Raw genomic sequence first — 25,623 nt, forward strand, 5'->3', positions numbered from 1 at the left:
ATCACTGAGCCGCATCATGATGCGTGGGCCTGATAGGTCAGCGCGCGCCGTCGACGGCGAACGTGACCAACGCGCCCCAATACAGCGGGCTGGCGGTGACCTCACCGTCCCGCCAGCGCCGCATCTGTTCACGTTGCCAGCGATTCACCGCGGACCCGGCATCGACGGCTTCGTGTGCGCGATCGACGGCGACGACCAGGTCGGCCATCGGATCAGCCAGATCGGCGCCGGCGGAGCAGAACTGCCGGTAGGCCGCCGTGGTGGGCAGCGACCACAACGTGGCGGTCACCAGTTGCGCCCCGCCGAGGATCATCGCCGCCACCAAACCGGTCGCCTCGTCGAACCGATAGTCAGCGCCCGATGCGCAGGCCAGCAGGGCCACCCGGGGCGGCATCGGCAACCGCAACGACATCAGGTCCGAAGCGGTCAGCGGACGGTGGTCGCCGATGGCGTCGGCATCCCCGGGAATCGCCGCCGGGCAGGCGAGATGAAGCGCCGCCCGGTCGGCTCGGCCGTCGGCCGCACTGGCGTGCCCGACGTACACGAGCCGACTTGGGTTCGCGGTCAGCAGCCTGGCCAGCCACCTGCGGTCGGCATCGGTTCGGCGAAACAGCTGGACCGCGTCGACGTCCGGCAGCACCGCGCGATGTCGGATCAGCTCGGTGAAATGCCGTGCCAGCGGCGTTTGGTCCGACGGCCTGCCGAGCACCGACCCGAGCGCGGAGTCCGGGCGCTGCCCCGGCACCCGAGGGTCGATGACCAGTACCGGCGGGCCGGATTTCCTGGCGGTCCACCCGGCCGGCGCGCGCGGCGAGTGCACGATGTTCTGTGGCACCGCCATCAGCACGTCGACCAGCTCCATCAGCCGATACCCATCGGTGTGGTCCCTGATATCGGCCAGCTGCCAAGGGAGCCGAGCGGCCACCCGGCCGCTGGCGGTGACGGCCTCCTGGCGAGCGCGCACCAATTCTTCCGCGCTTGGTCCCGACTTCGGCACCGCCAGCTGTCCCCACGGGACGCGCGCCAGGCGGGCGCTGGGGGTGACGAACAGCACCGCCCGCGGCGACGCCACGCACTCGGCCAACAGCTGCCACCCGGCCGGGCCGATCAGCAGCACACCCAGGATGTAGGCGACCGTCAGCTCGGGGTCCGGCGCCGCGAAGGGACCTCGGGTCAGCGCCCGCTCGATGGCGTCACGCCGGCTCTCGGAGCCGTGCGGTTCAGGTAAGGCATCGTCGAGTTCTTGTAAGGCCGCGAGCAGGATCGGTTCCTCGACCACCCAGTTGACGGTTCTCGTCGGCTGCCCGACGATGCGCAAACTCGCGTAGGTGACGATCCCGACGTCGGCGTAGCGCAGGACCAGGGTCAGCCGGTCCGGCTCGCTCATGGCCAGGTCGACCAGGCGGGTTCGGCGGCGGTGACGTCGCGGCCGTAGCGCTGCAGCGCCAGCGCGCGATAGCGGCCCAGGATGGGCGGGGTGTCCGGCTGCATCCGCAACGGGGGCAACGGGCCAAGCCGCGTCAGCGAAGCGCCACCCCGTGGCGGCGGTCCGGCGCCGGCCAGGGCCGGGCCGGTGTCGATGAGAACCGGCGCGGTGGCCGTGGATGCCCATTCGCTTGTTTCCTGCCGCGTTGGTTCGTTGTCGAACGTGCCTCGCGCGCTGTGGTATTCGACCAGTTCGCTGATCAGTTCGGTGTTCTCCCATTCCCAGGCGACCGCGAAGGCGCCGGCCAGCATGGGCGCCGAAACACTGGTCGCCCAGCGCGATCTCGCGTCGGGATCGGCGATCGAATAACGCACCGAGTCGACCGCCAGCGCGGCCGGCACCTTGAGCTCGGCGGCCTGTTCGAGTTTGGTCATCGCACGCAGGTATTCCGGGCCGCCGACCTTGCCCCGGAGAATCCCGAGTGACTGCGCGTGCCGTGCCTCGGTTTCCGGCAATGTCTCGCCGGGGACGCCCGAAGCGTCGCAACCAAGGTCCGTCAATGCATCCGCGCGCCAGACGGTCCCGAGGTGATTGTCGAGTTGGGCGTACTGCAACCAACTGCTGCGTGGCGACGAGTCGAGCAGTTCCCGGGCCTGGGCGATCAGCTCGACCGCGTCGGCAAAGCGGCCACAGAAGATTGGTATCCAGCTGCGCTGCAACAGAATACGATGCAGATGCAGTGGCTTGCCCAGTCCGCGCCAGTGCCGTTCGGCATGCTCCCAGCACTGGTCGGCCGCTTCCAATGCGCCGCAAGCCAGCCGGGTGAGTCCCATGTACAGCCAGCAGTGGGCGACGTCGTGCGCTCGGGCGTATCGAGCGACGACGGGATAGGCCTCTGCGACCAGTTGCTCGGTCGTGACATGGTCGCCGGTCGACCAGGCCGCCGCCGCTCGCACCAATCGTGTTCTGGCCGCGGCCAGTTCCCAGCCTTTGGCCTGGGCGCGGGCCCCGGCGCGACGCAGCCAGGGCTCGGCTTCCGCTAGCCGGCCAGTTTCGACGCAGAATCTGCCGTAGGCGGTGGCCCCGGCCACCCGCAGGTAGTCGGCGGCGTCGGTGCCCGAACTGGGGCGGGTCAAGGCGGTGATTATCCGCTCCCACAACGGAAGTGACCGCACATGCAGGTCGTCGTCACACAGCGCGATCGCGCACAGGATCTGGGCGTGGGTGAGCAGATACGCGTGCTCGTCGGCGAGGTCGGGGAAAGCATCGGCAGAGTCCGCGTCGCCCTCCAAGGCCGCCAGTGCTGCCTCGGCTTCCTCGTGATCGCCTTGGGCCGCGGCCAACCCGGTCCGCAGAAACTGGGCCCGTCGAGAATACCGACAGATCATTCGCTTGATCTCGGCGCCGGCAACGATTGCGGAGTAGATCGCCAGGCAGTCGCGAATGCGCTGGATGCACTCTCGCACACCGTCATTCGCGCCTCGGGTAAGGTAGATCTCGCCCAGCTGCGCAAAGACTTCCAGCATCAGATCGTCTCGATCGGCCCGCTCGATTTGCGGCATCACCGCCAGCAGTAGATCCCGGGCTCCGGTCTCGTCGGCGGCAAAAGCCAGGCGACGGGCGCGCTCCAATTCGTCGGGAATCGACACGGCTGCATCATAAGTCTTTACGGTCGGCGTCCTCGGCGGTCGGAAACGGCGGACGCACACCGCACGCCCGCCGCCCGACCCCCCTCGATCAACCGCAGGTCACCTTGATGTTGAAGTCCTTGGTGATCATGCCGGCCATCGGGTTCTTCAAGTCGGCGCCCTGCGCCTGACCGGTGATGGTGTAGGTCTTGCCATCGACCGCCACCTTCGCCGACCCGACCTTCGCGCCCATGTTGTCGCTGACGGACAAGGCGTTGCCGTCGACAACCAGGGCCAGCGACTCGACCCTAGGGGTGGCCTCGTCGGTCATCACGACAGCCAGCGCCTGCTGGGCACCATTAGTCGAGCCGCTGCCGATGTTGATCTTGCCGCCCTGCTTGACGCAGGTCACCGACGCCGGGTTCAGGCCCGCCAGGTCGGCACCGCCCACCTTGACCTCGGTGCCGCCGCCGGTCGAGACGCTGGACGCCGGGCTGGCTGAGTGACCGCCGCTCGAGCAGGCCACCAGCGCCGCCGCGCAGCCCAGGGTCCCAATCGCTGTCGCGAGAACACGTTTCACTGAACTTCCTTCCGTTATGCGTCGCCCCATTGGCGTCCGTCACGGGAGCAAGTACAGACCGTCCGGGTCGCTACCGATCCCAAATTTCGTCTCGTCATCGATGGTGGAGTCTGTCAGGGTCCGGCGACACCGATCGGCTGATCCCGGCGCTGTCGGAGGCGTTCGAGGCGATGTTCCCGGGGCCGACGGTGGCCGCGATCAACGGTGCCGCGATCGCGGGCTCTCGTTGCGGCGCGGATGCATGACGCCGGTGCTCTCGACAGCGAGGTCCGCCAAATGCGGCGCGCAGCCGATGTAGTGGGCATCGCCGGCTACCTCCAACGCATTCGGCGCCGCCGACTCAGTCCTCGACCGCGACCCCGCCACGGGTGCGCCGGCGCCGATGTGACGTCTTGCCAGTCGGGCGGCGATTGCGCAATCCGCCCCGCGGCTCTTCGGCGGCCTCTTCGGCGACCGGCGCCTCGACGGGGGCTTCTTCGGTGGGCGTTTCGGGTTCGGCCTCCGGCTCCAGGCTTTCGGCGGTGCTTTCGGCGGGCTCCTCCACCCGTTCGGCGGTCTCGGTTTCCTCGGCTTCGGGGGCTTTTTCAGCCGCTGCTTCGGCCGGGCGCCCACGGCGCACCCTGCGGCGAATGCGGCGTTGTCTGGGTTCCCTCGACTTGAGGGGTTTCGGCGGTGGCGGCGGCAGCTCGGCGACAAACGACAGGTAGAACCCGAAGAACGCGAGCACCGCGACCGCCACGGCGGCGCCGTAAATCCCGAACAACCACTGCCCCGCGGTATCCAGGTCGAGCCAGATCTCGCTGATCGCGGTGCCGATGATCAGCGCGCCGGCCAGCACGTGGACGACGATCGACCACGTTCTTAGGGAGAGCGCGAGTTGCGGAGTGCCCAGCTCGGGCTTGCGGGTGCGCAGCAGGGTGAACACCACCGGCAGTGCGGTCAGCCCGACGAGCACGCCCGTCACGATCCGAAGCGTCGTCCCCAGCGCGTGCGAGGTATCGCCCATCAGCTCAGGCCAACGGGGCAACACGAAGTAGAAGTAGAGGACGCCGGCGCCAACCGAAAACGACGCGTGCCACAGCATGGCAACCTTGCGCCCCATACGCCTCCTCATGCTGATGTGGTTGTCCGCGCCTCGATCGGAGGGCGAGCGTCCGCGGAGGATGCGGGATTTGAACCCGCGAGGGCTATTAACCCAACCCGCGTTCCAGGCGAGCGCCATAGGCCACTAGGCGAATCCTCCGTGGCCATGGTAGCCGCTGAGTAAAGGTCTGGTGTCCCTTGGTCGGCGCCGACTGTGCCAACGCACGCTAGCTGCGTGGCGACCCGCTGCGCCCGGCTGCGCCGCGCTTGCGATCGCCGCGGGGTCTGATGGTGGCGACCCGCTGCGCCCGGCTGCGCCGCGCTTGCGATCGCCACGGGGTCTGATGGTGGCGACCCGCTGCGCCCGGCTGCGCCGCGCTTGCGATCGCCACGGGGTCTGATGGTGGCGACCCGCTGCGCCCGGCTGCGCCGCGCTTGCGATCGCCACGGGGTCTGATGGTGGCAACCCGCTGCGCCCGGCTGCGCCGCGCTTGCGATCGCCACGGGGTATTAGACTCGCGGTGGACCCCGCGCGGCGTCTATCCTGTGAACTCCCCCAGGGCCGGAAGGCAGCAAGGGTCAATGGGCTCTGTCGGGTGCGCGGGGTCCCCTATGTCGGGGGCAGAGCCAGTACTTGTGTGTAGGACCGAGAGGCCGTCTGGTGGCGTTCGATTCCCTCAACTCTGCAGAGCTCGCGGCGCAGCACGCCCGCCATCAGCAGGATTATGCGGCGTTGCGGGCCAAGAAGCTGGCGTTGGATCTGACCCGCGGCAAGCCGTCACCCGAGCAGCTCGACCTGTCCAATCGGCTGCTGAGCCTGCCTGGAGACGACTACCGCGACGTCGAGGGCACCGACACCCGCAACTATGGCGGCCTGCACGGCCTGCCCGAGCTGCGGGCCATCTTCGGAGAGCTGCTTGGCATCCCGGTGCAAAACCTGATCGCGGGCAACAACTCCAGCCTGGAGTTGATGCACGACACCGTCGCCTTTTCGATGTTGTACGGCGGCGTGGACTCGCCTCGGCCCTGGAAGGACGAACCGAGCGTCAAATTCCTCTGCCCGGTCCCTGGCTATGACCGGCACTTTGCCATCACCGAGACGATGGGCGTCGAGATGATCCCCGTCCCGATCCTCGAGGACGGTCCGGACGTCGACCTGATCGAGGAGCTGGTCGCCGCCGACCCCGCCATCAAGGGGATGTGGACGGTACCGGTATTCGCCAACCCCACCGGCGTCACCTGCTCCTGGGAAACGGTTCGCCGGCTCGTCCAGATGCGCACGGCGGCACCCGACTTCCGGTTGTTCTGGGACAACGCTTACGCCGTGCACACCCTGACGCACGACTTCATCCGTCAGGTCGACGTGCTCGGGCTGGCCGCCAAGGCCGGCAACCCGAACCGGCCCTACGTCTTCGCGTCCACGTCGAAGATCACCTTCGCCGGCGCCGGTGTCAGCTTCTTCGGCGGATCGCTGGGCAACATCGCCTGGTATCTGCAGTACGCGGGGAAGAAGTCGATCGGCCCGGACAAGGTCAACCAGCTGCGGCATCTACGCTTCTTCGGAGACGCAGACGGGGTACGCCTGCACATGCTGCGCCACCAGCAGATATTGGCGCCGAAGTTCGCGTTGGCCGCCGAGGTTCTTCAGCAGCGCCTCGGGGATTCCAAGATCGCGACCTGGACCGAGCCCAAGGGCGGCTACTTCATCAGCCTCGACGTGATGCCCGGCACGGCGCGCCGGACCGTCGCCCTGGCCAAGGACGCCGGTGTCGCCGTCACCGAGGCGGGTGCATCATTCCCGTACCGAAAAGATCCGGACGACAAGAACATTCGGATCGCACCCACCTTCCCGTCGATACCCGACCTGCGGAACGCGGTCGACGGGCTGGCGACCTGTGCACTGCTGGCGGCAACCGAGTCATTGCTGGGCAGTGGCCTGGCGTCATCGGCGCCCAGACTGCGCTGAGGGCTAGGAGATCCGCGGAAATCGCGCCGTACGTTCAGGGTCAGCGCCGTCAACGCAGGCTCGATGCCCGGCCGGGCTTTAGTCAGCCAGCTCGGCTCGATTGCCTGCCTCCTCAGCGGACCCACCGGGGTCCGCATCGTCACCGGGCCTGAGTAGCCTGCTGACGTGGCTCTGTACCGCAAGTATCGACCGGCGACCTTCGCCGAGGTGGTGGGGCAGGAGCACGTTACCGAGCCGCTGTCGATCGCCCTGGGCGCCGGCCGGATCAATCACGCCTACCTGTTCTCCGGGCCGCGCGGCTGCGGAAAGACCTCGTCGGCGCGCATCCTGGCGCGGTCGCTGAACTGCGTGCAGGGGCCGACGGCCAACCCGTGCGGGGTGTGCGAGTCCTGCGTGTCGCTGGCACCCAACGCGCCCGGCAGCATCGACGTGGTCGAACTCGATGCCGCCAGCCACGGAGGCGTGGACGACACCCGCGAGCTGCGGGATCGCGCGTTCTACGCGCCGGCGCAGTCGCGGTACCGGGTGTTCATCGTCGACGAAGCGCACATGGTGACCACGGCCGGGTTCAATGCGCTGCTCAAGATCGTGGAAGAACCGCCCGAGCACCTCATCTTCATCTTCGCCACCACCGAACCGGAGAAGGTGCTGCCGACGATCCGGTCGCGCACCCATCACTACCCGTTCCGGTTGCTGCCGCCACGCACCATGCGGGCATTGATCGAGCGGATCTGTGAGCAGGAAGGGGTCGTCGTCGACGATGCGGTGTATCCGCTGGTGATCCGCGCCGGCGGCGGTTCGCCCCGCGACACCCTTTCGGTGCTCGACCAGCTGGTGGCAGGAGCCGACGGCAATCACGTGACCTACCAGCGGGCGCTGGGGTTGCTGGGCGCCACCGACGTCGCCCTGATCGACGACGCGGTCGATGCGCTCGCCGCGTCGGATGCCGCAGCGTTGTTCGGTGCGGTCGAATCGGTGATCGACGCCGGTCACGACCCGCGGCGGTTCGCCGTCGACCTGTTGGAGCGGTTTCGCGACCTCATCGTGCTGCGAGCTGTTCCAGACGCGGCAGCTCGTGGCGTGGTGGATGCACCGGAGGACGTGCTGGATCGCATGCGGGATCAGTCGATCCGAATTGGGCCGGCGACCTTGACCCGGTATGCCGAGGTGGTACAGGCCGGGCTGGGTGAGATGCGCGGCGCGACCGCGCCGAGGCTGCTCCTGGAAGTGATTTGCGCCCGGCTGCTGCTGCCCTCGGCCAGTGACACCGAGTCGGCGCTGCTGCAGCGTGTCGAGCGGATCGAGACCCGGCTCGCCATGTCGATCCCCGCCGCTGAGCCTGCGCCGCGGTCCGCTCCCGCTGAGCCGGCGAAGCCCCAGCCGGCGCCGGTGTCAGCCCCGGTACCGACTGAACCCAACGCTGCCGCGGTACGGAGCATCTGGTCCGAGGTGCGCGACAAGGTGCGCAAGCGCAGCCGTACCACCGAGGTGATGCTGGCGGGCGCCACCGTGCGGGCGGTAGAGGACGACACGCTGGTGCTGACCCATGAATCGACGCCCTTGGCCAAGCGGCTGTCCGAACAGCGCAACGCCGACGTGATAGCCGAGGCGCTCAAAGACGCGCTGGGAGTGAACTGGCGGGTGCGGTGTGAGACGGGCGCATCAGCGCCGGCCGCGGCACCGGTCGGCGAAAACGCGCCCGCGGTTCAGCTCGACGAAGAGGAGCGCATGCTGGCCGAAGCGGGCCGCAGCGACCCGTCGGAGCCGCGCCGCGACCCGGAAGAGGTCGCGCTCGAGCTGCTGCGGAACGAGCTGGGCGCCCGCCGCATCGACGGTTAAGCCGAAGTTGCGGCTTCGAGTCAAGCAGTCCACCATGGCCGCAGCGGGAGGCGGTCGTCGCCCCGAGGGTCGACCTTGGCGGCCAGGACGTGATGCAGCTGCAGGTTGTTGCGTTCGAAGGCCACCCGCGACGCGGCCATGTACAGACCCCACACCTTGGCGGTGGGCAGCCCCACCTCGGCGACCGCGTCGTCCCAGTGTTCGACGAGGTTGCGGCACCAATCACGCAGCGTCATCGCGTAGTGATGCCGGAAGTTTTCCTCGTGCAGCACCTCGAAGCCGACCTCTTGGATCTCGGTGATGATGCGTCCTGAGCCCGTTAGCTCCCCGTCGGGGAACACGTAGCGGTCGGTGAACCCGCCCGCGAAGGACGTCGACCTGTTGTCGTGGCGAGTGATGCAGTGATTGAGCAGCAGGCCACCGGTGCGCAACTTCGACTTGAGAAATCCGAAGTAGAACGGGTAGTTCTTGACACCGATGTGCTCGGTCAGCCCGATCGAAGAAACGGCGTCGAAGTCCGTCTCGGCCACGTCGCGGTAGTCCGAGTGCCTCACCTCGGCTAGCTCGGCCAGCCCTTCATCTTGAATCGCCTGCCGCGCCCACTTGGCCTGTTCGGCCGACAGCGTGGCACCGATGACCCGCACACCGCGTCGCGCCGCGTAGCGCACCATGCCACCCCAGCCGCAGCCGACGTCGAGCAGCCGGTGACCCGGTTGTAGCCGCAGCTTCTCGAAAATCAGCCGGTACTTGTTCTCCTGGGCCTCTTCCAGCGTCGCCTCGGCGTTCGGGTAGACCGCGCACGTGTAGGTCATCGACGGCCCGAGTACCCATTCGTAGAACGTGTTGGAGACGTCGTAGTGGTGGTGGATGGCTTCGGCGTCCCGGGTCTTGCTGTGCATCAGGCCATCGGCGATCCGGCGCCACCGCGGCGGCGATTCCTGCGGCGGTGGCGCGATCGGCAACAAATGCTCGATGCCGATCGAGCGGACGACATTGGCCAGCACCCGGGCCGGCGGCCGCTTGAAGTTGACCCGGTCGGTCAGCGAAACGAGCAACTCGTACGGATCACCGGGATGGACGCCGTGCGCCTGTAGGTCACCGGCCACATACGCGCGGGCCAGACCGAGTTCGCCGGGCGCCGTGGCCAGGTAGGTGGCCCCCCGGGGCGTCCGAAGATCCAGGCCCAGGACGGCGTCGTCGGGGCCGGCGGTGCTGCCGTCGTACGCGGTGAACTTCAGCGGCTGTGGCCCTCCGGCGGTGAAGATGGCCAGGATCTCGGCCATGCTGAGTTTGCCCGTGCCGCTGCGGTCGCGCTTGCTGGACTCCTTGGTTGCCGTCATCGTCGTTGCACCGCCTTTGCGTAGAGATCGAGAAGACGCGAGTCGGGGTCATAGGTCTTCTTCACGGTGGCGTAGGACTCCCCGCCGTAGAGCTCCTCGAACTCTTCGCGGCTGTAGAAGGAGTCGGAGTAGAGCGACTTGTGCCCGGCGAGTTCGGTCACCTTCCGCTCGATCTTTCGGTTGGTAGCGCCCGCTGAGCTTCCCGCGGCGCCGGCCGGAACCGATGACCAGAACCCGATGTTGACGTAGGTGCGGTCTGGCCGGATCGGGTAGAGCGGCCATTCGTTGTGGCCGCGCAGCCGCAGGGGGCACAACCAGATCGGCGCGATGGGCACGTTGCGTCCGAACCATTCCAAAAACTCGCGGGTCCGTTCGATCGGCACCTCGATGTCCTGCACCACCCGCTCCCGCGGCGGACGGCCCTTGCGGGCTTCGATCCGGTCGGTGATGCCGAAGCGCTGGTCGGCGGCGACCAGCTTCCAGTAGACGCTGCTGCGCCGGTAGCGTCGCGGCCACCAGCGCCGCACCCGCGGGTTCTGCGCACCAAACGAGCGCGAGCACCAAAACCAGTCGGTGTCCCAGCGCCAGAAGTAGTCGTGGATGGTCAGCCGGTCTTCTTTGACGCCCGTCTCGTGCTGGATCGACCGGTAATAGATGTCCTGCCCGGTGTAGTCGCTGACCGGGCCCGGGGTTAGGGTCCGCCTGCCGACACACAGGTAGCTTTCGTCGGCGCTGAATACCACTCCGTCCAGATAATCCACCGCGACGCCGTCGAGTCCGCCGGTGTCGACGATGCGGTCCATCGCGTCGACCATCGCGGTCAACGAGTGAAATCTGATGTGCCGCAGCGCAACAAATGGCTTGACGGGCTCCAGCTCTATCCGCAGTCTGGTTGAATATCCCAGTGTCCCATAGGAATTGGGGAAGGCGCGATACAGGTCGGGGTGCCGGTCGGGGGCTACGGTGATCAATTCGCCGGCGCCGGTGAGGATATCCATCTCCAGCACCGATTCGTGGGGCAGCCCGTTGCGAAACGACGCCGACTCGATACCCAAGCCGGTGACCGCACCACCGAGGGTGATGGTCTTCAGCTGCGGAACCACCAGGGGAGAAAGGCCGTAACGCAACGTTTCTGCGACCAGGTCCTCGTAGGTGCACATCCCGGCCACGTCGGCGGTGCGAGCGTCGGGATCAACACCGATGACGCCCGTCAGCCCCGATGTATCCAGGCCGGGCGCGTCACGTTTGGTGCGGGCACGGAACAGATTTGAGGTGGGCTTGGCGAGCCGGACGGATGCGGTGGGGGGGATGGACCGGTAACTCGCCAACAAGCGCTCGACGCCCGATGCGTGCGCCGACAGTGCGGATGCGGAGACAGGCACCACATATACCCTAGTCCCCGACAACAATCCCTGCAGCGCGGCCGTGGGCGCCTGCACTGACGACGGAGGAGTTGCGCCTGATGGGACAGGTGAGCGCAGCCAGCACGATCTTGATCAATGCTGAGCCTGCGGCCGTACTCGCCGCAGTGGCCGATTATCAGAACGTTCGCCCGAAGATCCTGTCCGGGCACTACAGTCAGTACCAGGTGCTGCAGGGGGGTCAGGGTCAGGGCACCGTCGCCACATGGAGGCTGCAGGCGACCAAATCACGCGTCCGCGATGTGCAGGTCAACGTTGACGTCGCCGGTCACACCGTCATCGAGAAGGACGCCAACTCTTCCATGGTCACCAACTGGACGGTGGCCCCCGCCGGACCCGGCTGCAGTGTCACCGTGAAGACCACCTGGACCGGTGCGGGCGGGGTCAAGGGCTTCTTCGAAAAGTCCTTTGCGCCGCTGGGGCTGAAGAAGATCCAGGGTGAGGTGCTGGCCAACCTGAAGAACGAATTGGAACGCTAGCGCGCCTGGGACTGAGTGGCCAGGTAGCCCGCGATGCCGCGAACGACCGCGTCGGCGTACCTCTGCCGGCCCTCGGGTGACTCCATCAACGCCGAATCCGCGGGATTCTTCATGTTGCCCAGCTCGACCAGGATCGACGGATACTGGGCCAGGTTCAGGCCGGCCAGGTCCGAACGCCCGTAGAGACCGTCCTGGCCGATGTAGTTGGCCGCCGGGATGCCCGACGCCTTCAACTGGTCGCGCATGACTCGCGCGAACTGCACCGACGGTCCGGCCTGCGCCGCGTTGAGCGGTGGGGACGAGTAGTTCACGTGGAATCCCCGGCCCGACGCCGGACCACCGTCGGCGTGCAGGCTGACGACCGCGTTGGGATGCAATGCATTGGCCATGTTGGCGCGCTCGTCGACGCACGGGCCCAGCGCATCGTCGTTGCCGCGTGACATGGCGGTCCGCACCCCCAGCGCATTCAACGCAGCCCGGACCCGCAGCGCCGTGTCCCAGGTGAAGGTGTGCTCCTGGTACCCGCTGTTCGTCGACGTTCCGCTGGCCTGGCAATCCTTGGTGCCGCCGCGGCCGGTGGGCACCTGACGACCGATGGATGCGTCATTGGCGCCGTTGTGGCCGGGGTCGATGAACACCACCATGCCAGCGATGTTCGAGGGCACTGCCGTAGCAACCGGGGGAATCGAAGCCGCGGCGAGTATTCCGACGACCATTGCGATGCCGACACGCCGGCTTACTCGTAGGTCCACAACGCAAAGGTAACGTAGCACCGTCTACGCTGAATGTTCCGAATCGCCCGACATGCGCAGGCGAAACCGACTCGAGACCAAGATGCGAGGGGATTGTCATGCAACCCGGAGGCGATATGTCGGCGCTGTTGGCCCAGGCGCAGCAGATGCAGCAGAAACTGCTGGAAGCCCAGCAGCAGCTCGCGAACGCCGAGGTGCACGGTCAAGCCGGTGGAGGCTTGGTCAAGGTCGTCGTCAAAGGCAGCGGCCAGGTGGTTGCGGTGAGCATCGATCCCAAGGTCGTCGATCCCAACGACATCGAGACCTTGCAGGACTTGATCGTTGGTGCGCTGTCCGACGCTTCCAAGCAAGTGACGAAGATGGCGCAGGAGCGGCTAGGGTCGCTAGCCGGTGCTATGCGCCCGCCGGGCGCCCCGGGCGCCCCGGGTGCCCCGGGTGCCCCGGGTGCCCCGGGTGCCCCGGGTGCCCCGGGGGTCTGACTTCGTACCGACATGTTTGAGGGACCCGTTCAGGATTTGATCGACGAACTCGGCAAGCTACCGGGTATCGGCCCCAAGAGCGCGCAGCGTATTGCCTTTCATCTGTTGTCGGTCGAACCGCCGGAGATCGACCGGCTGACCGCGGTGCTGGCGAAGGTTCGTGACGGCGTGCGGTTCTGCGCCGTATGCGGCAACGTCTCCGATGAAGAGCGCTGCCGGATCTGCGCCGATCCGCGCCGGGACGGCTCGCAGGTGTGCGTCGTCGAGGAGCCGAAGGATGTCCAGGCCGTCGAGCGCACCCGCGAATTTCGGGGCCGCTATCACGTCCTGGGCGGGGCGCTTGACCCACTGTCTGGAGTTGGTCCCGATCAGCTACGGATCCGTGAGCTGTTGAGTCGCATCGGTGAGCGGGTCGACGACGTGGACATCACCGAGGTGATCATCGCCACCGACCCCAATACCGAGGGCGAGGCGACGGCCACCTACCTGGTGCGGATGCTGCGCGACATCCCCGGCCTGACTGTGACGCGGATCGCGTCCGGTCTGCCGATGGGCGGCGACCTGGAGTTCGCCGACGAGCTGACGCTCGGCCGCGCGCTCATCGGCCGTCGCGTGCTCGCCTGATTCGCCGAGCCTGTGGTTAGCGTGCTCGCTACTCGCACTTCTCCGCGCTAACTACAGGCTCGAATTCCTGTCGGTGGTTGGTGCCAGCCTAGCGGCGTGCGAGAGGTCTTTCTTGGCAGTGAAGCGCTGGCGCAGGGCCGGCTCACCGAATACGAGTTGCGCCGACGGCACCAGGCGATCTTTCGTGACGTCTTTGTCCGGAAAGGTTACGAACCATCACTTCGCGACAGGATTGAAGGAGCGTGGTTGCGCTCCGGGCGACGAGGTGTCATCGCCGGTATCGCCGCGTCTGCGTTGCATGGCGCGCAGTGGGTCGACGACGACGTGCCGATCGAGTTGATCTGGGGCAACACCAGGCCGCCACGGGGACTTGTTGCTCGTGACGAGACAGTGGCCGACGATGAGATCACCCGTGTCGCCGGCCTGCCGGTCACCACGCCGGCGCGGACCGCGTATGACCTCGGGCGGCATCTGGCGCGCGGGCAGGCTGTGGCCAGGCTCGATGCGCTGATGCGGGCGACCCCGTTTTCCATCGAGGATGTGTTGCTGCTGTTCAAGCGGCATGCGGGCGCGCGTGGTATCCGGCGGCTGCGGGCCGTGTTGCCCCTTGTCGACGCCGGCGCGGCATCACCCAAAGAGACCTGGCTGCGGCTGTTGTTGATCGACGCCGGCCTGCCGGTTCCGGAGACGCAGATACCGGTGCATGCGAACTGGCGACTGGTTGGCGTGCTCGATATGGGCTGGGAGGCATACAAGGTGGCGGCCGAGTATGACGGCGACCAACACCGCTCCGACCGCTACCGGTATGTCCGAGACCAGCGGCGGCTGCGCAAGCTCGCTGAGCTGGGCTGGATCATCGTCCGGGTGATCGCGGAGGATAGGTCCGACGAGATAGTGACCCGTGCGCGTGACGCGCTGCTGGCAAGGGGATGGCGGGCCTAGGCCCGAAGCCGCTCGCGGCGCAACAGGTCTACCTCGGGCAGCTCGAGCGGCGCCAGCGAACCCACCACCCGGCTCAGCAACAGATCGGCGAGTTCCGGATTGCGCGCCAGACACGGCCCGTGCATGTAGGTCGCGACCACGTTGCCCGCGACCGCGCCGTCGATCCCGTCGCCCGCCCGGTTACCCGCGCCCTTGACCAGCGCGCCCAGCGGTGACGCCGCCGAGCCGAGGACGGTGCCGCCGCGGTGGTTTTCGAAACCGGTCAACGGCTGCGTCAGATCGGCCAGCAGCGGCTTGCTGACCAGCTCGCCGATGGTGCGCGCATCTTGCGGCGAGGTGGTCACATCGAGCAGGCCCACACCGTCAACCCGTTCCCCTGACGATGTCTCGTACCAGTGACCGAGCACCTGGATAGCCGCACAGATCGCCAGCACGGGAGCACCCCTGGTCGCCGCGCGCTGTAGGCCCGGGTAGCGCAGGAGGTGCCTCGTGGCCAGCCGCTGTGCGTAGTCTTCCGCGCCGCCGAGCGTGTAGAGGTCCAACGAGTCCGGCACCGGATCGGTCAGCGTGATCTCGACAATCTCGGCGGCGATACCCCGCAGCAGCAGCCGCTGGCGGAGCACCAGGGCGTTACCGCTGTCGCCGTAGGTGCCCATCACGTCGGGCAGGACCAGCCCGATCCGCACGGTCGATTCAGCCATGCCGCGCCAACGCCCGTTGCAGCTGCAGGAATGCGGTGTAGTTGGCGACGACCTCCACCCGCCCGGGTGGGCAGGATGCGATGGCCGCCATGGTGTCGTGCACCAGGGTGTGCCGCACACCGGCATATCCGAGGCGGACCGCAAGATCCGTGCCGCGTTCGCCAGCGGCCACTAGGGGCCTGTCCAAGGCGGTCTGTTCGAAGTGCTCGAAACGCACGTCCCACAGCCACGACAGGTCCTCGCCGTCGGGCACCTGCCCGTTGACCGAGATGACCACGCCGGCCGCGTGCTTGTCCACCATCGACAGTGCTTCCTGCCAGCCGGCCGGGTTCTTGGCCAGCAGTATCCGCGCTTGGTGCGCACCGAGGCGGACCGTCCGGTAGCGCCCGGCGACTTCGTCGACCCCGGAGACGGCAGAGACGGCCAAAGCCGGATCGGCGCCCACCGCGACGGCTGCGGCGACGGCCTGAGCGGCGTTGCCACGGTTCACCGAGCCGGGCAGCGACAGCCGCATCGGCAGGGCCAGCCCGCCGGGGCCGTAGAGGGTGTCAGAGTCGAACAACCAGTGCGGGCTGGGCCGCTTGAAGTCGGCGCCGGTGGAATACCAGTGGCCCTGGTCGCGGACGATGACCTCGCCGCTGCGCGGGCAGCTGACCGAGTCACCCGACCAGGCGCCACCCGCGGCCACCCACACCACGTTCGGGCTGTCGTAGGCGGCCGAGGTCATCAGCACGTCGTCGCAGTTGGCGACGATCACCGCGTCGGGGTGCCGGGCCAAGCCGGCGCGCAGCGTGCGCTCGATCACGTTGATCTCCCCGACACGGTCCAGCTGATCGCGCGACAGGTTGAGCAGCACGATGACGCTGGGCGCGAGGGCATCTGCAACGTGCGGCACGTGCATCTCGTCGACTTCCAGCACCGCCAGGCTGGCCTCGCGGTCAGCGGCCAGCGCGGCCACCAGGCCGGCGTCCATGTTGGCGCCCTCGGCGTTGGTGGCTACGGCTCCCAAGGTGCCCAATGCGGCCGCGGTCATCCGGGTGGTCGTTGACTTGCCGTTGGTGCCGGTGACAACGACCGTGCGCCGGCCCGCCCCGAGCTGACGCAGAATGGAGCGGTCCAGGGTCATCGCGACCAGGCCGCCGATCATCGCCCCGGCCCCGCGTCCGGTGACGCGCGACGCCCATCGCGCGCTCGCCCCGGCGGCAAGGGCCAGACGTGCACGGGTGGTGACCACCCGCGCAGTCTAAGGGCGATCGCAAGCTCGGCGCTTTTTGCCGGGCGCGGCGGGTCGCCCTCATCCGGTCTAAGGGCGATCGCAAGCACGGCGCTTTTTGCCGGGCGCGGCGGGCCGCCCTCATCCGGTCTAAGGGCGATCGCAAGCTCGGCGCTTTTTGCCGGGCGCGCCGGGTCGCCCTCATCCGGTCTAAGGGCGATCGCAAGCACGACACGACCCGCGGCCGAGCCGGTAATGTCGGTCGGCCGTGCCATCCTCATGCTGTGAGCCACATCTGGGGACGGCCCGCTAGGCACCCGGACGAGGGTTGGGCGGTGATCGACGTCGAGACCTCGGGCTTTCGCCCGGGTCAGGCGCGGATCGTCAGCCTTGCCGTGCTCGGCCTCGACGCCGCCGGCCGGATCGAGCAGTCGGTGGTAAGCCTGCTCAATCCCGGAGTGGACCCCGGCCCCACCCATGTGCACGGTCTGACGGCCGCCATGCTCGAAGATCAGCCGCAATTCGCCGACATCGTCCGCGACGTGGCCGAGGTGCTGCGGGGCCGCACGCTGGTGGCGCACAATGTCGCGTTCGACTATGCGTTCCTGGCCGCGGAGGCGGAGATCGCTGAAGCCGAACTTCCCGTCGACACCGTCATGTGCACGGTCGAGCTGGCCCGGCGGCTAGAGCTTGGCATCGACAATCTGCGGTTGGAGACGCTCGCCGCGTACTGGGGCGTGACCCAGGAACGGCCGCACGACGCGTTCGACGACGCACGGGTGTTGACGGGGATCCTGGCACCCGCGCTGGAGAGGGCACGCGAACTCGACGTATGGCTGCCGGTACATCCGGTCACCCGGCGCCGATGGCCGAACGGCCGGGTGACCCACGACGAGCTCCGCCCCCTAAAGGTGTTGGCATCCCGCATGCCGTGCCCGTACCTCAACCCGGGCCGGTATGTCGTTGGCAGGCCGCTGGTCCAGGGCATGCGAGTGGCGTTGGCCGCCGAAGTGGGACGGACCCACGAGGAACTCGTCGAGCGGATCCTGCACGCCGGGCTGGCTTACAGCGAGGTCGTCGACCATGAGACCTCCTTGGTGATCTGCAACGAGGGCGCCCCCGAGCAGGGCAAGGGCTATCACGCCCTGCAACTGGGAGTGCCGGTGATTTCCGACACGCAGTTCATACGCTGTGTCGGGAACGTCGTCGGCGGCACCAGCATGGACGAATTCACCAGCGTCACCGTAGAACACCAGCTCGCGTTGTTTTGACGGTCGGCACCGGCTGTCTTGGTAGCGGTCGGTGGCATGCGACGTGCACCCCTGATACCTGAAGATCTGATACAGCAGGAATATTGTGATCACGCTGCCGATCACGATCGTCAGGGTGCCGAGCACGATGCCCGCAATCGCGGCGCCGCCACCGGTGGCTTGTCCCCGCTTTATCCGTCGCCGTGCAGCAACTCCGGTCGCGACGGCGCATACGCCGAGGATGAGACCGCCGAAGGGTACCCAGGAAAGCGGCAGCGCGATGAGCCCGAGTACCAGCGACCCGATGCGCAAACCGTTACGCGCAGGAGGCGGCGCCGAAGGGTAGCCTCAGGACCGGCCCTTCACTGGCCATTGCATGCCCGGTTGACGGCCGACACCACGGCGCGCAGTGACGCGGTGGTGATCGACGGTGCAATGCCGACGCCCCACACCGTGCGACCGGTCACCGGGCCTGATGGGTGACGACCCGCTTCGCCCGGCTCCGCCGCGCTCGCGATCGTCACCGGGCCTGATGGGTGACGACCCGCTTCGCCCGGCTCCGCCGCGCTCGCGATCGTCACCGGGCCTGATGGGTGACGACCCGCTTCGCCCGGCTCCGCCGCGCTCGCGATCGTCACCGGGCCTGATGGGTGACGACCCGCTTCGCCCGGCTCCGCCGCGCTCGCGATCGTCACCGAAGCCTCCACGTAGGCCGCCGCCTGGGCGTCGTCGCCGGCGCTCATCGCGTGCTCGGAGTAATCGAGGACCGCTACGTGGAACCCGACGCTGCCCAGGGCATGGACGAACGCGGCCAACGGGCCGTTGCCGGAGCCGCTGATCTCGGTCTCCACCCCGTTGACCTTGACGGTCGCCGTGATGCTGGTCGTGCCGCCGTCCTCGTCGGAGGCATCCACATGCTGCTTCATGCGCTCCAACGGCAGCACCGGGGCCAGGTACTCCTCGGAGAACGCCTCCCACATCTCCTTGGGCGAGATCTCGCCGCCCTCACCTTCGGTGATCTTCTGGATCACCTGGGAAAACTCGATCTGCAGCCGACGCGGCAGGACCAGGCCATGGTCGGCCTTCATGATGTAGGCCACCCCGCCCTTGCCGGACTGCGAGTTGACGCGGATCACCGCCTCGTAGGTGCGGCCGACATCGCGCGGATCGATCGGCAGGTATGGCACCTGCCACAGCATGTCCTCGACATCGGAGTCCGCGGCGTCGGCGTCGAACTTCATCTGGTCCAGGCCCTTGTTGATGGCATCCTGATGGCTGCCCGAGAACGCGGTGTAGACCAGGTCCCCGCCGTAGGGGTGACGCTCGTGCACAGGCAGCTGGTTGCAGTACTCCACCGTGCGGCGGATCTCGTCGATGTTGGAGAAGTCGATCTGTGGGTCCACGCCGCGGGAGAACAGGTTCAGTCCCAGCGTCACCAGGCACACGTTGCCGGTGCGTTCGCCGTTGCCGAACAGGCAGCCCTCGATCCGGTCCGCTCCGGCCTGGAAGCCCAATTCGGCTGCGGCAACGGCAGTTCCGCGGTCGTTGTGTGGATGCAGGCTCAGGATGACCGACTCCCGGTTGGCCAGGTTGCGGCTCATCCACTCGATCGAGTCGGCGTAGACGTTGGGGGTCGCCATCTCGACGGTAGCGGGCAGGTTGAAGATTATCGGGTTGTTCGGCGTCGGTTGGATGATTTCGCCGACGGCGTCGCACACCTGCTTGGCGTATTCCAGCTCGGTGCCGGTGTAGGACTCCGGCGAGTACTCGAACCGCCACTGCGTGCCCGGGTACTTGGCCGCCTCCTCGACGCACTTTCGGGCCCCGTCGGTCGCGATCGCCTGCACGGCGGCGCGGTCGGCGCGAAAGACCACGCGGCGCTGCAGGATTGACGTCGAGTTGTAGAAGTGCACGATCGCCTTCGCCGCACCCTCGCACGCCTCGAAGGTGCGCTCGATCAGCTCGGGACGGCACTGGGTCAGCACCTGGATGGTGACATCGTCGGGAATTGCGCCCTGCTCGATGATCTCGCGAACGAAGTCGAAGTCGGTCTGGCTGGCCGACGGGAACCCGACCTCGATCTCCTTGTAGCCCATGCGCACCAGCAGGTCGAACATGCGGCGCTTGCGGGCTGGGCTCATCGGGTCGATCAGCGCCTGGTTGCCGTCGCGCAGATCCACCGCGCACCACAGTGGGGCGCTACTGATGACACGGTCGGGCCAGGTGCGGTCGGCCAGCCGGATGGGCTCAACCTCCTCCGCGAACGGCCGGTACCGGTTGATCGGCATGGAGGAACTCCGTTGAGGGTTCCAGACGGGCTGGCCGGGCCGCGGTGGGCCGGCGGGTTTCACGATGGTGCGCGCTGACTGATAGGCGTCGGGCAAATCAGAGATAGTCACGGTAGTTGCTCCGGGATGTAAGAAGGAAACCTCGGACCGGCGCATCGCGAACGACCCGCGACGGGAAGCCGGTCCGGATCAGACCCCGTCGCGGCGTCCGAGGAGGAGCACCCGCTGCACGTTGAAGAACTCTACCGCAGGCCAGCAGCGCGACGTTAATCAAGATGCGCCGGCACGTATCCTGTTGTGGACTTATACCCCAGCTCGCAAAGGGCAGGCAGGAAAACAGTGGCGCTCGTCGTGCAGAAGTACGGCGGATCTTCGGTAGCCGACGCTGACCGGATCCGCCGCGTCGCCGAGCGCATCGTCGAGACCAAGAAGCAGGGAAATGACGTCGTTGTGGTGGTCTCGGCGATGGGCGACACCACCGACGACCTGCTGGACCTGGCTCAGCAGGTATGCCCGGCCCCGCCGCCCCGGGAACTCGACATGCTGCTGACCGCCGGGGAGCGCATCTCCAATGCGTTGGTGGCCATGGCGATCGAATCGCTGGGCGCGCAAGCCCGGTCGTTCACCGGTTCGCAAGCCGGTGTGATCACCACCGGCACCCACGGCAACGCGAAGATCATCAACGTCACGCCGGGACGGCTGCAAACCGCGCTCGCCGAAGGCCGGATCGTTCTGGTCGCCGGATTCCAAGGGGTCAGCCAGGACACCCGGGACGTCACCACGCTGGGCCGTGGTGGCTCGGACACCACGGCCGTCGCCTTGGCCGCGGCGCTGGGCGCCGACGTCTGCGAGATCTACACCGACGTGGACGGCATCTTCAGCGCCGACCCGAGGATCGTGCACAACGCCCGCAAGCTCGACACGGTGACGTTCGAGGAGATGCTCGAAATGGCGGCCTGCGGCGCCAAGGTGCTGATGCTGCGCTGCGTGGAATACGCACGGCGGCATAACATTCCGGTGCACGTCCGGTCGTCGTACTCGGACAAGGTGGGCACCGTCGTCGTCGGATCGATCAAGGACATACCCATGGAAGACCCCATCCTGACCGGAGTCGCGCACGACCGCAGCGAGGCCAAGGTGACGATTGTCGGGCTGCCCGACATCCCCGGGTACGCGGCCAAGGTGTTCCGGGCCGTCGCCGACGCCGACGTGAACATCGACATGGTGCTGCAGAACGTCTCCAAGGTTGAGGACGGCAAGACCGACATCACCTTCACCTGCTCCCGCGACAGCGGGCCCACCGCGGTGGCCAAGCTGGATTCGCTCAAGGACGAGATCGGGTTCACCCAGCTGCTCTACGACGACCACATCGGCAAGGTGTCGCTCATCGGGGCGGGCATGCGCAGTCACCCCGGCGTCACGGCGACGTTCTGCGAGGCGCTGGCCGCGGTCGGGGTCAACATCGAGCTGATCTCCACCTCCGAGATCCGGATCTCGGTGCTGTGCCGGGACACCGAACTAGACAAGGCCGTTGTCGCGTTGCATGAGGCGTTCGGTCTGGGCGGCGAGGAACAGGCCACCGTGTATGCGGGGACGGGACGCTAGATGGTTGCTATCGGGGTGGTAGGGGCCACCGGCCAGGTGGGCCAGGTGATGCGCACGCTGCTCGACGAGCGCGACTTCCCGGCGACGACGGTCCGGTTCTTCGCCTCCGCCCGCTCCCAGGGCCGCAAGCTGGCCTTCCGCGGCCAAGAGATCGAGGTCGAGGACGCCGAAACCGCCGACCCGAGCGGGCTGGACATCGCGTTGTTCTCGGCCGGCGCGGCGATGTCGCGCGTGCAGGCGCCGCGGTTCGCCGCCGCCGGGGTCACGGTGATCGACAACTCGTCGGCGTGGCGCAAGGATCCCGACGTTCCGCTGGTGGTCTCGGAGGTCAACTACCGGCGCGACGCGCACCGTCGGCCCAAGGGCATCATTGCCAACCCGAACTGCACCACGATGGCCGCGATGCCGGTGCTCAAGGTGCTGCACGACGAAGCGCAGCTGGTGCGCATCGTCGTGTCGACCTACCAGGCGGTGTCTGGCAGCGGGCTGGCCGGGGTGGACGAACTGGCGACCCAGGCGCGCGCGGTCATTGACGACGCCGAACGGCTGGTGCATGACGGCGGCGCCCTAGATTTCCCGGCGCCAACCAAATACGTCGCGCCGATCGCGTTCAACGTGGTGCCGCTGGCCGGATCGCTGGTGGACGACGACTCCGGGGAGACCGACGAGGATCAGAAACTGCGCTCCGAAAGCCGCAAGATCCTCGGCATTCCGGACTTGCTGGTTAGCGGTACCTGTGTGCGGGTTCCGGTGTTCACCGGCCACTCGCTGTCGATCAACGCCGAATTCGCCCACCCGCTCTCGCCCGGGCGGGCCCGTGAACTTCTCGACGGCGCCCCCGGCGTGAGGCTGGTCGAGGTACCGACACCGCTGGCGGCCGCCGGCATCGACGAATCACTGGTCGGCCGCATCCGACAGGATCCGGGCGTACCGGACGGGCGTGGTTTGGCGCTGTTCGTTTCGGGGGACAACCTGCGCAAAGGGGCGGCGCTGAACACGATCCAAATCGCCGAGTTGCTGGCTTCTGAATTGTGATTCGCGGGTATACCGCGGTGTTGTTGTGTTTGGTTGCTTCGCAAGCTGTTTGGATCGCACACGCCGATCCGCCCGCGCCCGCGCCGGAGCCGATCCTGCAGCCGTTGGCACCCGGACAGGTGGTGCGGATCGGTCCGACGGCCGGCACCGGCACCCCCACCAGGGATTACGGCATCGGCGCCACCGATCTGTGTGAATTCGTCGAGTTCCCCACCCAACTGTTGCAAGTCTGTGGGGACAGCTTCGCCGGTCAGGGGGTCGGGTTCGGTGGCTGGTACTCGCCGATCGCGCTGCACGTCGACACCGCGTCGGTCGACGACCCCGACGGGGTGCGCTACACGGGTGTCACCGGCGTGACCAAGCCGTTGCTGGCCGATCCCACGCCGCCGGGGGATTCGCAGCTGCCCGCCGGGGTGGTGCAGATCAACCGTCGCAACTATCTGATGGTGGCGACGACGAAAGACCTGGAGCCGCAGAACTCGCGGCTGGTGATTGCCGAACCGGTGCACGGCGGCTGGCAAACGGTCCCGGGATCGCGGCGCGACGCCTCCTACCAGGGCGGCCATCAGACGCAGATCAGCGGGTACTACGACCCGATCCCCACCCCCGATTCGCAGACCGGGTGGGTGTACATCGTGGCCAACAGCTTCACCCGCAATCAATCAGTCGTGTTGTACCGCGCCACGCCGGAAGCGTTCACGGACCGGTCGCGGTGGCAGGGCTGGGCGTCGGGACCCAACGGCGGGTGGAACAAGCCACCGACACCGCTGTGGCCCGACCAGATCGGCGAGATGTGCATCAGGCAGATCGACGGCAGGGCGGTGCTGTCGTATTTCAACGCCAGCACCGGCGACATGGAGGTTCGGGTGGCCACCGACCCGAGGTTCCTGGGTGACGCGCCGGTGACCACGGTGGTGCAACACGACGAGTGGCCGGAACCGCCGGAAAGCCTGCCGCCCCCGTACGACAATCGGCTCGCCCAACCCTACGGTGGGTACATCTCGCCCGGCTCCACCCTCGATGAGTTGCGGATCTTCGTCAGCCAGTGGAATAACATCGATCCGCGTGCCAGCGCGCCCTACCGGGTGATCCAGTTCGCGGTCAACCCGTTCAAGCCGGACTAGCGCCTGAGCTCACAGCCGCTACATAACTGGCGCATAGCCCTGCCTATTGTTTACCCCCGCATCATGTGTCTCATGAGTGAAGCTCCTGAAACCCCAATTGCTACCGCAACACCACCGGCTCCCGCCGACGGCGGGACGTCACACCAGGGCCCCTGGGTCTTCCGGGCCGCGGCGTGGGTCGCCATCGTCGCCGGGATCGTGTTCATTGTCTCGGTCATCTTCTTCACCGGCTTCGCCCTCGGCAGGCATGCCGGGCACGGTGGGTGCCACCACGGTCACCACAAGCACCACGCGATCCTCATGCGTCCGGGAGCCCCGAACGGCGGCCCCGCGGCGGCGAATCCCGGCGCACCGGCGGGGCCTGCCCAGGTGCCGTCGACGGTCGCCCCGACCGCGACGAGCGCCCCTAGGACGCCGTAGCGGTACGGGTCAGTCAGTGGCCCGGTGTTCGCTCGCGCGCCGGGCCACCAATTCATAGGAATTTTGTGGGCCTAACCCCTTACGGTCTTTGCAGGCCTGCGCGATATTCAAGACATGAGCGAAACACCCGAACCCTCGCTTCCAGCGCCTCCTGTCGCCACCGCTCCGCCACCTCCGCCACCGTCCAGGGAGAAGCCGCCGAGGCTTTACGCGGTCGCGGCGTGGGTAGTGATCGTCGCCGGGATCGTTTTCATCGTGACGACCATCTTCTTCACCACCGCCATAATCCTCGGGCCATACCACTGGCGCGGGCATCATCCCCGTCACCACCACGGCATCTTCTGGCGCGACGGACCCGGTGGCCAGCCGCCGGGACCCGGGGGCTGGCAATTCCGGTTCCCCGGACCGGGCGGTCCTCCTCCCCTGGGCCCACCTCCGCCTTTCCCCGGGCCGCTCGGCCCGCCGCCTCCCGGTGGTCCCGGTGGTCCGGGTGGTCCGACGCAGGTTCCGTCGCCTACCGGTCCGACCATCACACCCAGTAATCCGCCGGGTCGCCCATAGGGGTTAGCCCGGCGCCGCGCCTGGCATGATCGACACCCATGACCGTTGAAGTCGTTTACACCAACGAATCCACTGCCACTGGGGGCGGCCAGGCGAGGTCAGCGACCCGGGGCGACGTCGACGTCGACGTCCAGGTCTAACCCTCATGCGGATCGCCACCGCGGCGGTGAGTGTGGCCGTCGGCGCAGCGTTGGCTGTCCCCGTCGCGCAGGCTCACCCGTCGGATCCGGGAGTGGTTTCCTACGCGGTCCTCGGCAAGGGGTCCGTGGGCAACATCGTCGGCGGACCGATGGGGTGGGAGTCGGTGTTCACCCAGCCGATCCAGGAGTTCTGGGTCGAGCTTCCGGCGTGCAACAACTGGGCGGACATCGGCCTGCCCGAGGTGTACAACGACCCCGACCTGGCGTCGTTCAACGGAGCCACCACGCAGACGTCGGCCACTGACCAAACCCACTACGTCAAGCAGGCGGTCGGGGTTTTCGCCACCAACGACGCCGCCGACCGGGCCTTCCACCGGGTCGTGGACCGGACCGTGGGTTGCTCGGGACAGACCACCGCGATGCACTTGGACAACGGAATCACCCAGGTGTGGTCGTTCGCCGGCGAGGGCGCCACCGGCGGCGACATGGTGTGGGTCAAGCAAGAAGCGGGCACCGATCGTCGCTGCTTCGATCAAACCCGGCTGCGCGAAAATGTGTTGCTCCAAGCCAAGGTCTGCCAATCTGGCAACGCCGGCCCCGCGGTCAATGTGCTGGCCGGAGCAATGCAGAACGCACTGGGCCAGTAGCCGCGGCCTAATTTGGGTAAACAGCTAACCCGTGCAAGGAATATGTCGGGGCGGTCTGGTAGCTGAAGTGGTGGCGGCTA

General features: G+C 67.4%; 23 protein-coding genes, 1 tRNA gene, 1 other RNA gene and 1 pseudogene. 14 read left to right on the forward strand and 12 right to left on the reverse strand.

The features are described from left to right. Positions 1-37: 37 nt before the first annotated feature. From G6N24_RS22375 to G6N24_RS22395, 5 genes are all read right to left on the reverse strand, one after another. Entirely contained in the window at positions 38-1,387 is a 1,350-nt protein-coding gene (locus G6N24_RS22375) for a CHAT domain-containing protein (protein ID WP_085158894.1), read from the reverse strand. Continuing rightward, a complete protein-coding gene (locus G6N24_RS22380; protein WP_085158896.1) occupies positions 1,384-3,075 on the reverse strand; it encodes a hypothetical protein in 1,692 nt (563 codons plus the stop codon). Before G6N24_RS22380 ends, G6N24_RS22375 begins: the two co-directional genes overlap by 4 nt. Positions 3,076-3,163: 88 nt before the next feature. Continuing rightward, positions 3,164-3,634, reverse strand: coding sequence for a lipoprotein LpqH (locus G6N24_RS22385; protein ID WP_085158898.1), 471 nt, complete (start codon positions 3,632-3,634; stop codon positions 3,164-3,166). Between the two features lie 340 nt (positions 3,635-3,974). Continuing rightward, on the reverse strand, positions 3,975-4,736 hold the full coding sequence (locus G6N24_RS22390) for a hypothetical protein (protein ID WP_085158901.1): 762 nt from the start codon (positions 4,734-4,736) through the stop codon (positions 3,975-3,977). Positions 4,737-4,791: 55 nt separating this feature from the next. Next, positions 4,792-4,877, reverse strand: a tRNA-Ser gene (locus tag G6N24_RS22395). A gap of 359 nt (positions 4,878-5,236) precedes the next feature. On the opposite strand from G6N24_RS22395, the gene ffs reads away from it, so the two are divergent. The 3 genes from ffs (at position 5,237) to G6N24_RS22420 (ending at position 8,522) form a co-directional block, all read left to right on the forward strand. After that, an RNA gene (gene ffs, locus G6N24_RS22410) (signal recognition particle sRNA small type) lies at positions 5,237-5,333 on the forward strand. 45 nt (positions 5,334-5,378) lie between these two features. Continuing rightward, entirely contained in the window at positions 5,379-6,683 is a 1,305-nt protein-coding gene (locus G6N24_RS22415) for an aminotransferase class I/II-fold pyridoxal phosphate-dependent enzyme (RefSeq protein WP_139822294.1), read from the forward strand. A 165-nt stretch (positions 6,684-6,848) separates the two neighbouring features. Beyond that, the gene (locus G6N24_RS22420; RefSeq protein ID WP_085158903.1) at positions 6,849-8,522 is read left to right on the forward strand and encodes a DNA polymerase III subunits gamma/tau; all 1,674 of its coding nucleotides are present in this window, start codon (positions 6,849-6,851) and stop codon (positions 8,520-8,522) included. A gap of 20 nt (positions 8,523-8,542) precedes the next feature. On the opposite strand, the gene G6N24_RS22425 is transcribed toward G6N24_RS22420, so the two are convergent. Beyond that, positions 8,543-9,862, reverse strand: coding sequence for a class I SAM-dependent methyltransferase (locus G6N24_RS22425; RefSeq protein ID WP_197743099.1), 1,320 nt, complete (start codon positions 9,860-9,862; stop codon positions 8,543-8,545). Further along, positions 9,859-11,247: an FAD-binding oxidoreductase gene (locus G6N24_RS22430; RefSeq protein WP_179963512.1), complete on the reverse strand. Its 1,389-nt coding sequence runs from the start codon at positions 11,245-11,247 to the stop codon at positions 9,859-9,861. Before G6N24_RS22430 ends, G6N24_RS22425 begins: the two co-directional genes overlap by 4 nt. Before the next feature lie 77 nt (positions 11,248-11,324). Here G6N24_RS22430 and G6N24_RS22435 point away from each other — a divergent pair, with 77 nt between their 5' ends. Continuing rightward, complete coding sequence (locus tag G6N24_RS22435) at positions 11,325-11,762, forward strand: SRPBCC family protein (RefSeq protein WP_085158905.1); 438 nt, start codon at positions 11,325-11,327, stop codon at positions 11,760-11,762. Here the strand turns inward: G6N24_RS22435 and G6N24_RS22440 are convergent. After that, a complete protein-coding gene (locus tag G6N24_RS22440; protein ID WP_197743100.1) occupies positions 11,759-12,514 on the reverse strand; it encodes an Rv3717 family N-acetylmuramoyl-L-alanine amidase in 756 nt (251 codons plus the stop codon). The genes G6N24_RS22435 and G6N24_RS22440 overlap by 4 nt on opposite strands. Before the next feature lie 98 nt (positions 12,515-12,612). Between G6N24_RS22440 and G6N24_RS22445 the strand changes: the two genes are divergently transcribed. From G6N24_RS22445 to G6N24_RS22455, 3 genes are all read left to right on the forward strand, one after another. Next, entirely contained in the window at positions 12,613-12,993 is a 381-nt protein-coding gene (locus tag G6N24_RS22445; protein WP_085158909.1) for a YbaB/EbfC family nucleoid-associated protein, read from the forward strand. 12 nt (positions 12,994-13,005) lie between these two features. Continuing rightward, positions 13,006-13,617: a recombination mediator RecR gene (gene recR, locus G6N24_RS22450; protein WP_085158912.1), complete on the forward strand. Its 612-nt coding sequence runs from the start codon at positions 13,006-13,008 to the stop codon at positions 13,615-13,617. A 63-nt stretch (positions 13,618-13,680) separates the two neighbouring features. Further along, the gene (locus G6N24_RS22455) at positions 13,681-14,559 is read left to right on the forward strand and encodes a hypothetical protein (protein WP_139822295.1); all 879 of its coding nucleotides are present in this window, start codon (positions 13,681-13,683) and stop codon (positions 14,557-14,559) included. Here the strand turns inward: G6N24_RS22455 and G6N24_RS22460 are convergent. Further along, positions 14,556-15,260 carry a type 1 glutamine amidotransferase gene (locus tag G6N24_RS22460; RefSeq protein WP_085158916.1) on the reverse strand — a complete coding sequence of 235 codons (705 nt, stop codon included), beginning with the start codon at positions 15,258-15,260 and terminating at the stop codon, positions 14,556-14,558. The genes G6N24_RS22455 and G6N24_RS22460 overlap by 4 nt on opposite strands. Continuing rightward, positions 15,253-16,494 (reverse strand): Mur ligase family protein, encoded by a 1,242-nt coding sequence (locus G6N24_RS22465; RefSeq protein ID WP_085158918.1) that lies wholly within the window; start codon positions 16,492-16,494, stop codon positions 15,253-15,255. Before G6N24_RS22465 ends, G6N24_RS22460 begins: the two co-directional genes overlap by 8 nt. A 263-nt stretch (positions 16,495-16,757) precedes the next feature. On the opposite strand from G6N24_RS22465, the gene G6N24_RS22470 reads away from it, so the two are divergent. Continuing rightward, positions 16,758-17,744, forward strand: a complete 987-nt coding sequence (locus tag G6N24_RS22470) for a DEDDh family exonuclease (protein ID WP_085159005.1) — start codon at positions 16,758-16,760, stop codon at positions 17,742-17,744. A 153-nt stretch (positions 17,745-17,897) separates the two neighbouring features. Here G6N24_RS22470 and G6N24_RS26000 read toward each other — a convergent pair. Both G6N24_RS26000 and leuA read right to left on the reverse strand, forming a co-directional pair. Then, positions 17,898-18,035 (reverse strand): annotated as a pseudogene (locus G6N24_RS26000) (DUF4190 domain-containing protein); the annotation flags it as partial. Positions 18,036-18,085: 50 nt separating this feature from the next. After that, positions 18,086-20,122, reverse strand: coding sequence for a 2-isopropylmalate synthase (gene leuA, locus G6N24_RS22480; RefSeq protein WP_163745611.1), 2,037 nt, complete (start codon positions 20,120-20,122; stop codon positions 18,086-18,088). 228 nt (positions 20,123-20,350) lie between these two features. On the opposite strand from leuA, the gene G6N24_RS22485 reads away from it, so the two are divergent. The 6 genes from G6N24_RS22485 (at position 20,351) to G6N24_RS22505 (ending at position 25,543) form a co-directional block, all read left to right on the forward strand. Beyond that, positions 20,351-21,616: an aspartate kinase gene (locus tag G6N24_RS22485; protein WP_085158924.1), complete on the forward strand. Its 1,266-nt coding sequence runs from the start codon at positions 20,351-20,353 to the stop codon at positions 21,614-21,616. Next, positions 21,617-22,651, forward strand: coding sequence for an aspartate-semialdehyde dehydrogenase (locus tag G6N24_RS22490; RefSeq protein ID WP_085158926.1), 1,035 nt, complete (start codon positions 21,617-21,619; stop codon positions 22,649-22,651). After that, a complete protein-coding gene (locus G6N24_RS22495) occupies positions 22,648-23,775 on the forward strand; it encodes a DUF4185 domain-containing protein (protein ID WP_372514593.1) in 1,128 nt (375 codons plus the stop codon). The genes G6N24_RS22490 and G6N24_RS22495 overlap by 4 nt, the downstream gene beginning before the upstream one ends. 72 nt (positions 23,776-23,847) lie before the next feature. Next, the gene (locus G6N24_RS22500; RefSeq protein WP_085158939.1) at positions 23,848-24,195 is read left to right on the forward strand and encodes a hypothetical protein; all 348 of its coding nucleotides are present in this window, start codon (positions 23,848-23,850) and stop codon (positions 24,193-24,195) included. Positions 24,196-24,309: 114 nt separating this feature from the next. Beyond that, positions 24,310-24,756, forward strand: a complete 447-nt coding sequence (locus G6N24_RS25230; RefSeq protein WP_085158941.1) for a hypothetical protein — start codon at positions 24,310-24,312, stop codon at positions 24,754-24,756. Between the two features lie 145 nt (positions 24,757-24,901). Next, positions 24,902-25,543 carry a sensor domain-containing protein gene (locus tag G6N24_RS22505; RefSeq protein ID WP_085158943.1) on the forward strand — a complete coding sequence of 214 codons (642 nt, stop codon included), beginning with the start codon at positions 24,902-24,904 and terminating at the stop codon, positions 25,541-25,543. Positions 25,544-25,623 lie beyond the last annotated feature (80 nt).

The sequence above is a fragment of the Mycobacterium lacus genome, from assembly GCF_010731535.1.
In the GTDB taxonomy this organism is placed as follows: domain Bacteria; phylum Actinomycetota; class Actinomycetes; order Mycobacteriales; family Mycobacteriaceae; genus Mycobacterium; species Mycobacterium lacus.

Excerpts from the sequence above, each read along its gene's own strand:
- G6N24_RS22460 (WP_085158916.1), bottom strand. The coding sequence starts at position 15,260 with ATGGCTGAATCGACCGTGCGGATCGGGCTGGTCCTGCCCGACGTGATG.
- G6N24_RS22435 (WP_085158905.1), top strand. The coding sequence starts at position 11,325 with ATGGGACAGGTGAGCGCAGCCAGCACGATCTTGATCAATGCTGAGCCT.
- G6N24_RS22500 (WP_085158939.1), top strand. The coding sequence starts at position 23,848 with ATGAGTGAAGCTCCTGAAACCCCAATTGCTACCGCAACACCACCGGCT.
- G6N24_RS22375 (WP_085158894.1), bottom strand. The coding sequence starts at position 1,387 with ATGAGCGAGCCGGACCGGCTGACCCTGGTCCTGCGCTACGCCGACGTC.
- recR (WP_085158912.1), top strand. The coding sequence starts at position 13,006 with ATGTTTGAGGGACCCGTTCAGGATTTGATCGACGAACTCGGCAAGCTA.
- G6N24_RS25230 (WP_085158941.1), top strand. The coding sequence starts at position 24,310 with ATGAGCGAAACACCCGAACCCTCGCTTCCAGCGCCTCCTGTCGCCACC.
- G6N24_RS22390 (WP_085158901.1), bottom strand. The coding sequence starts at position 4,736 with ATGGGGCGCAAGGTTGCCATGCTGTGGCACGCGTCGTTTTCGGTTGGC.
- G6N24_RS22445 (WP_085158909.1), top strand. The coding sequence starts at position 12,613 with ATGCAACCCGGAGGCGATATGTCGGCGCTGTTGGCCCAGGCGCAGCAG.
- G6N24_RS22490 (WP_085158926.1), top strand. The coding sequence starts at position 21,617 with ATGGTTGCTATCGGGGTGGTAGGGGCCACCGGCCAGGTGGGCCAGGTG.
- G6N24_RS22425 (WP_197743099.1), bottom strand. The coding sequence starts at position 9,862 with ATGACGGCAACCAAGGAGTCCAGCAAGCGCGACCGCAGCGGCACGGGC.
- G6N24_RS22505 (WP_085158943.1), top strand. The coding sequence starts at position 24,902 with ATGCGGATCGCCACCGCGGCGGTGAGTGTGGCCGTCGGCGCAGCGTTG.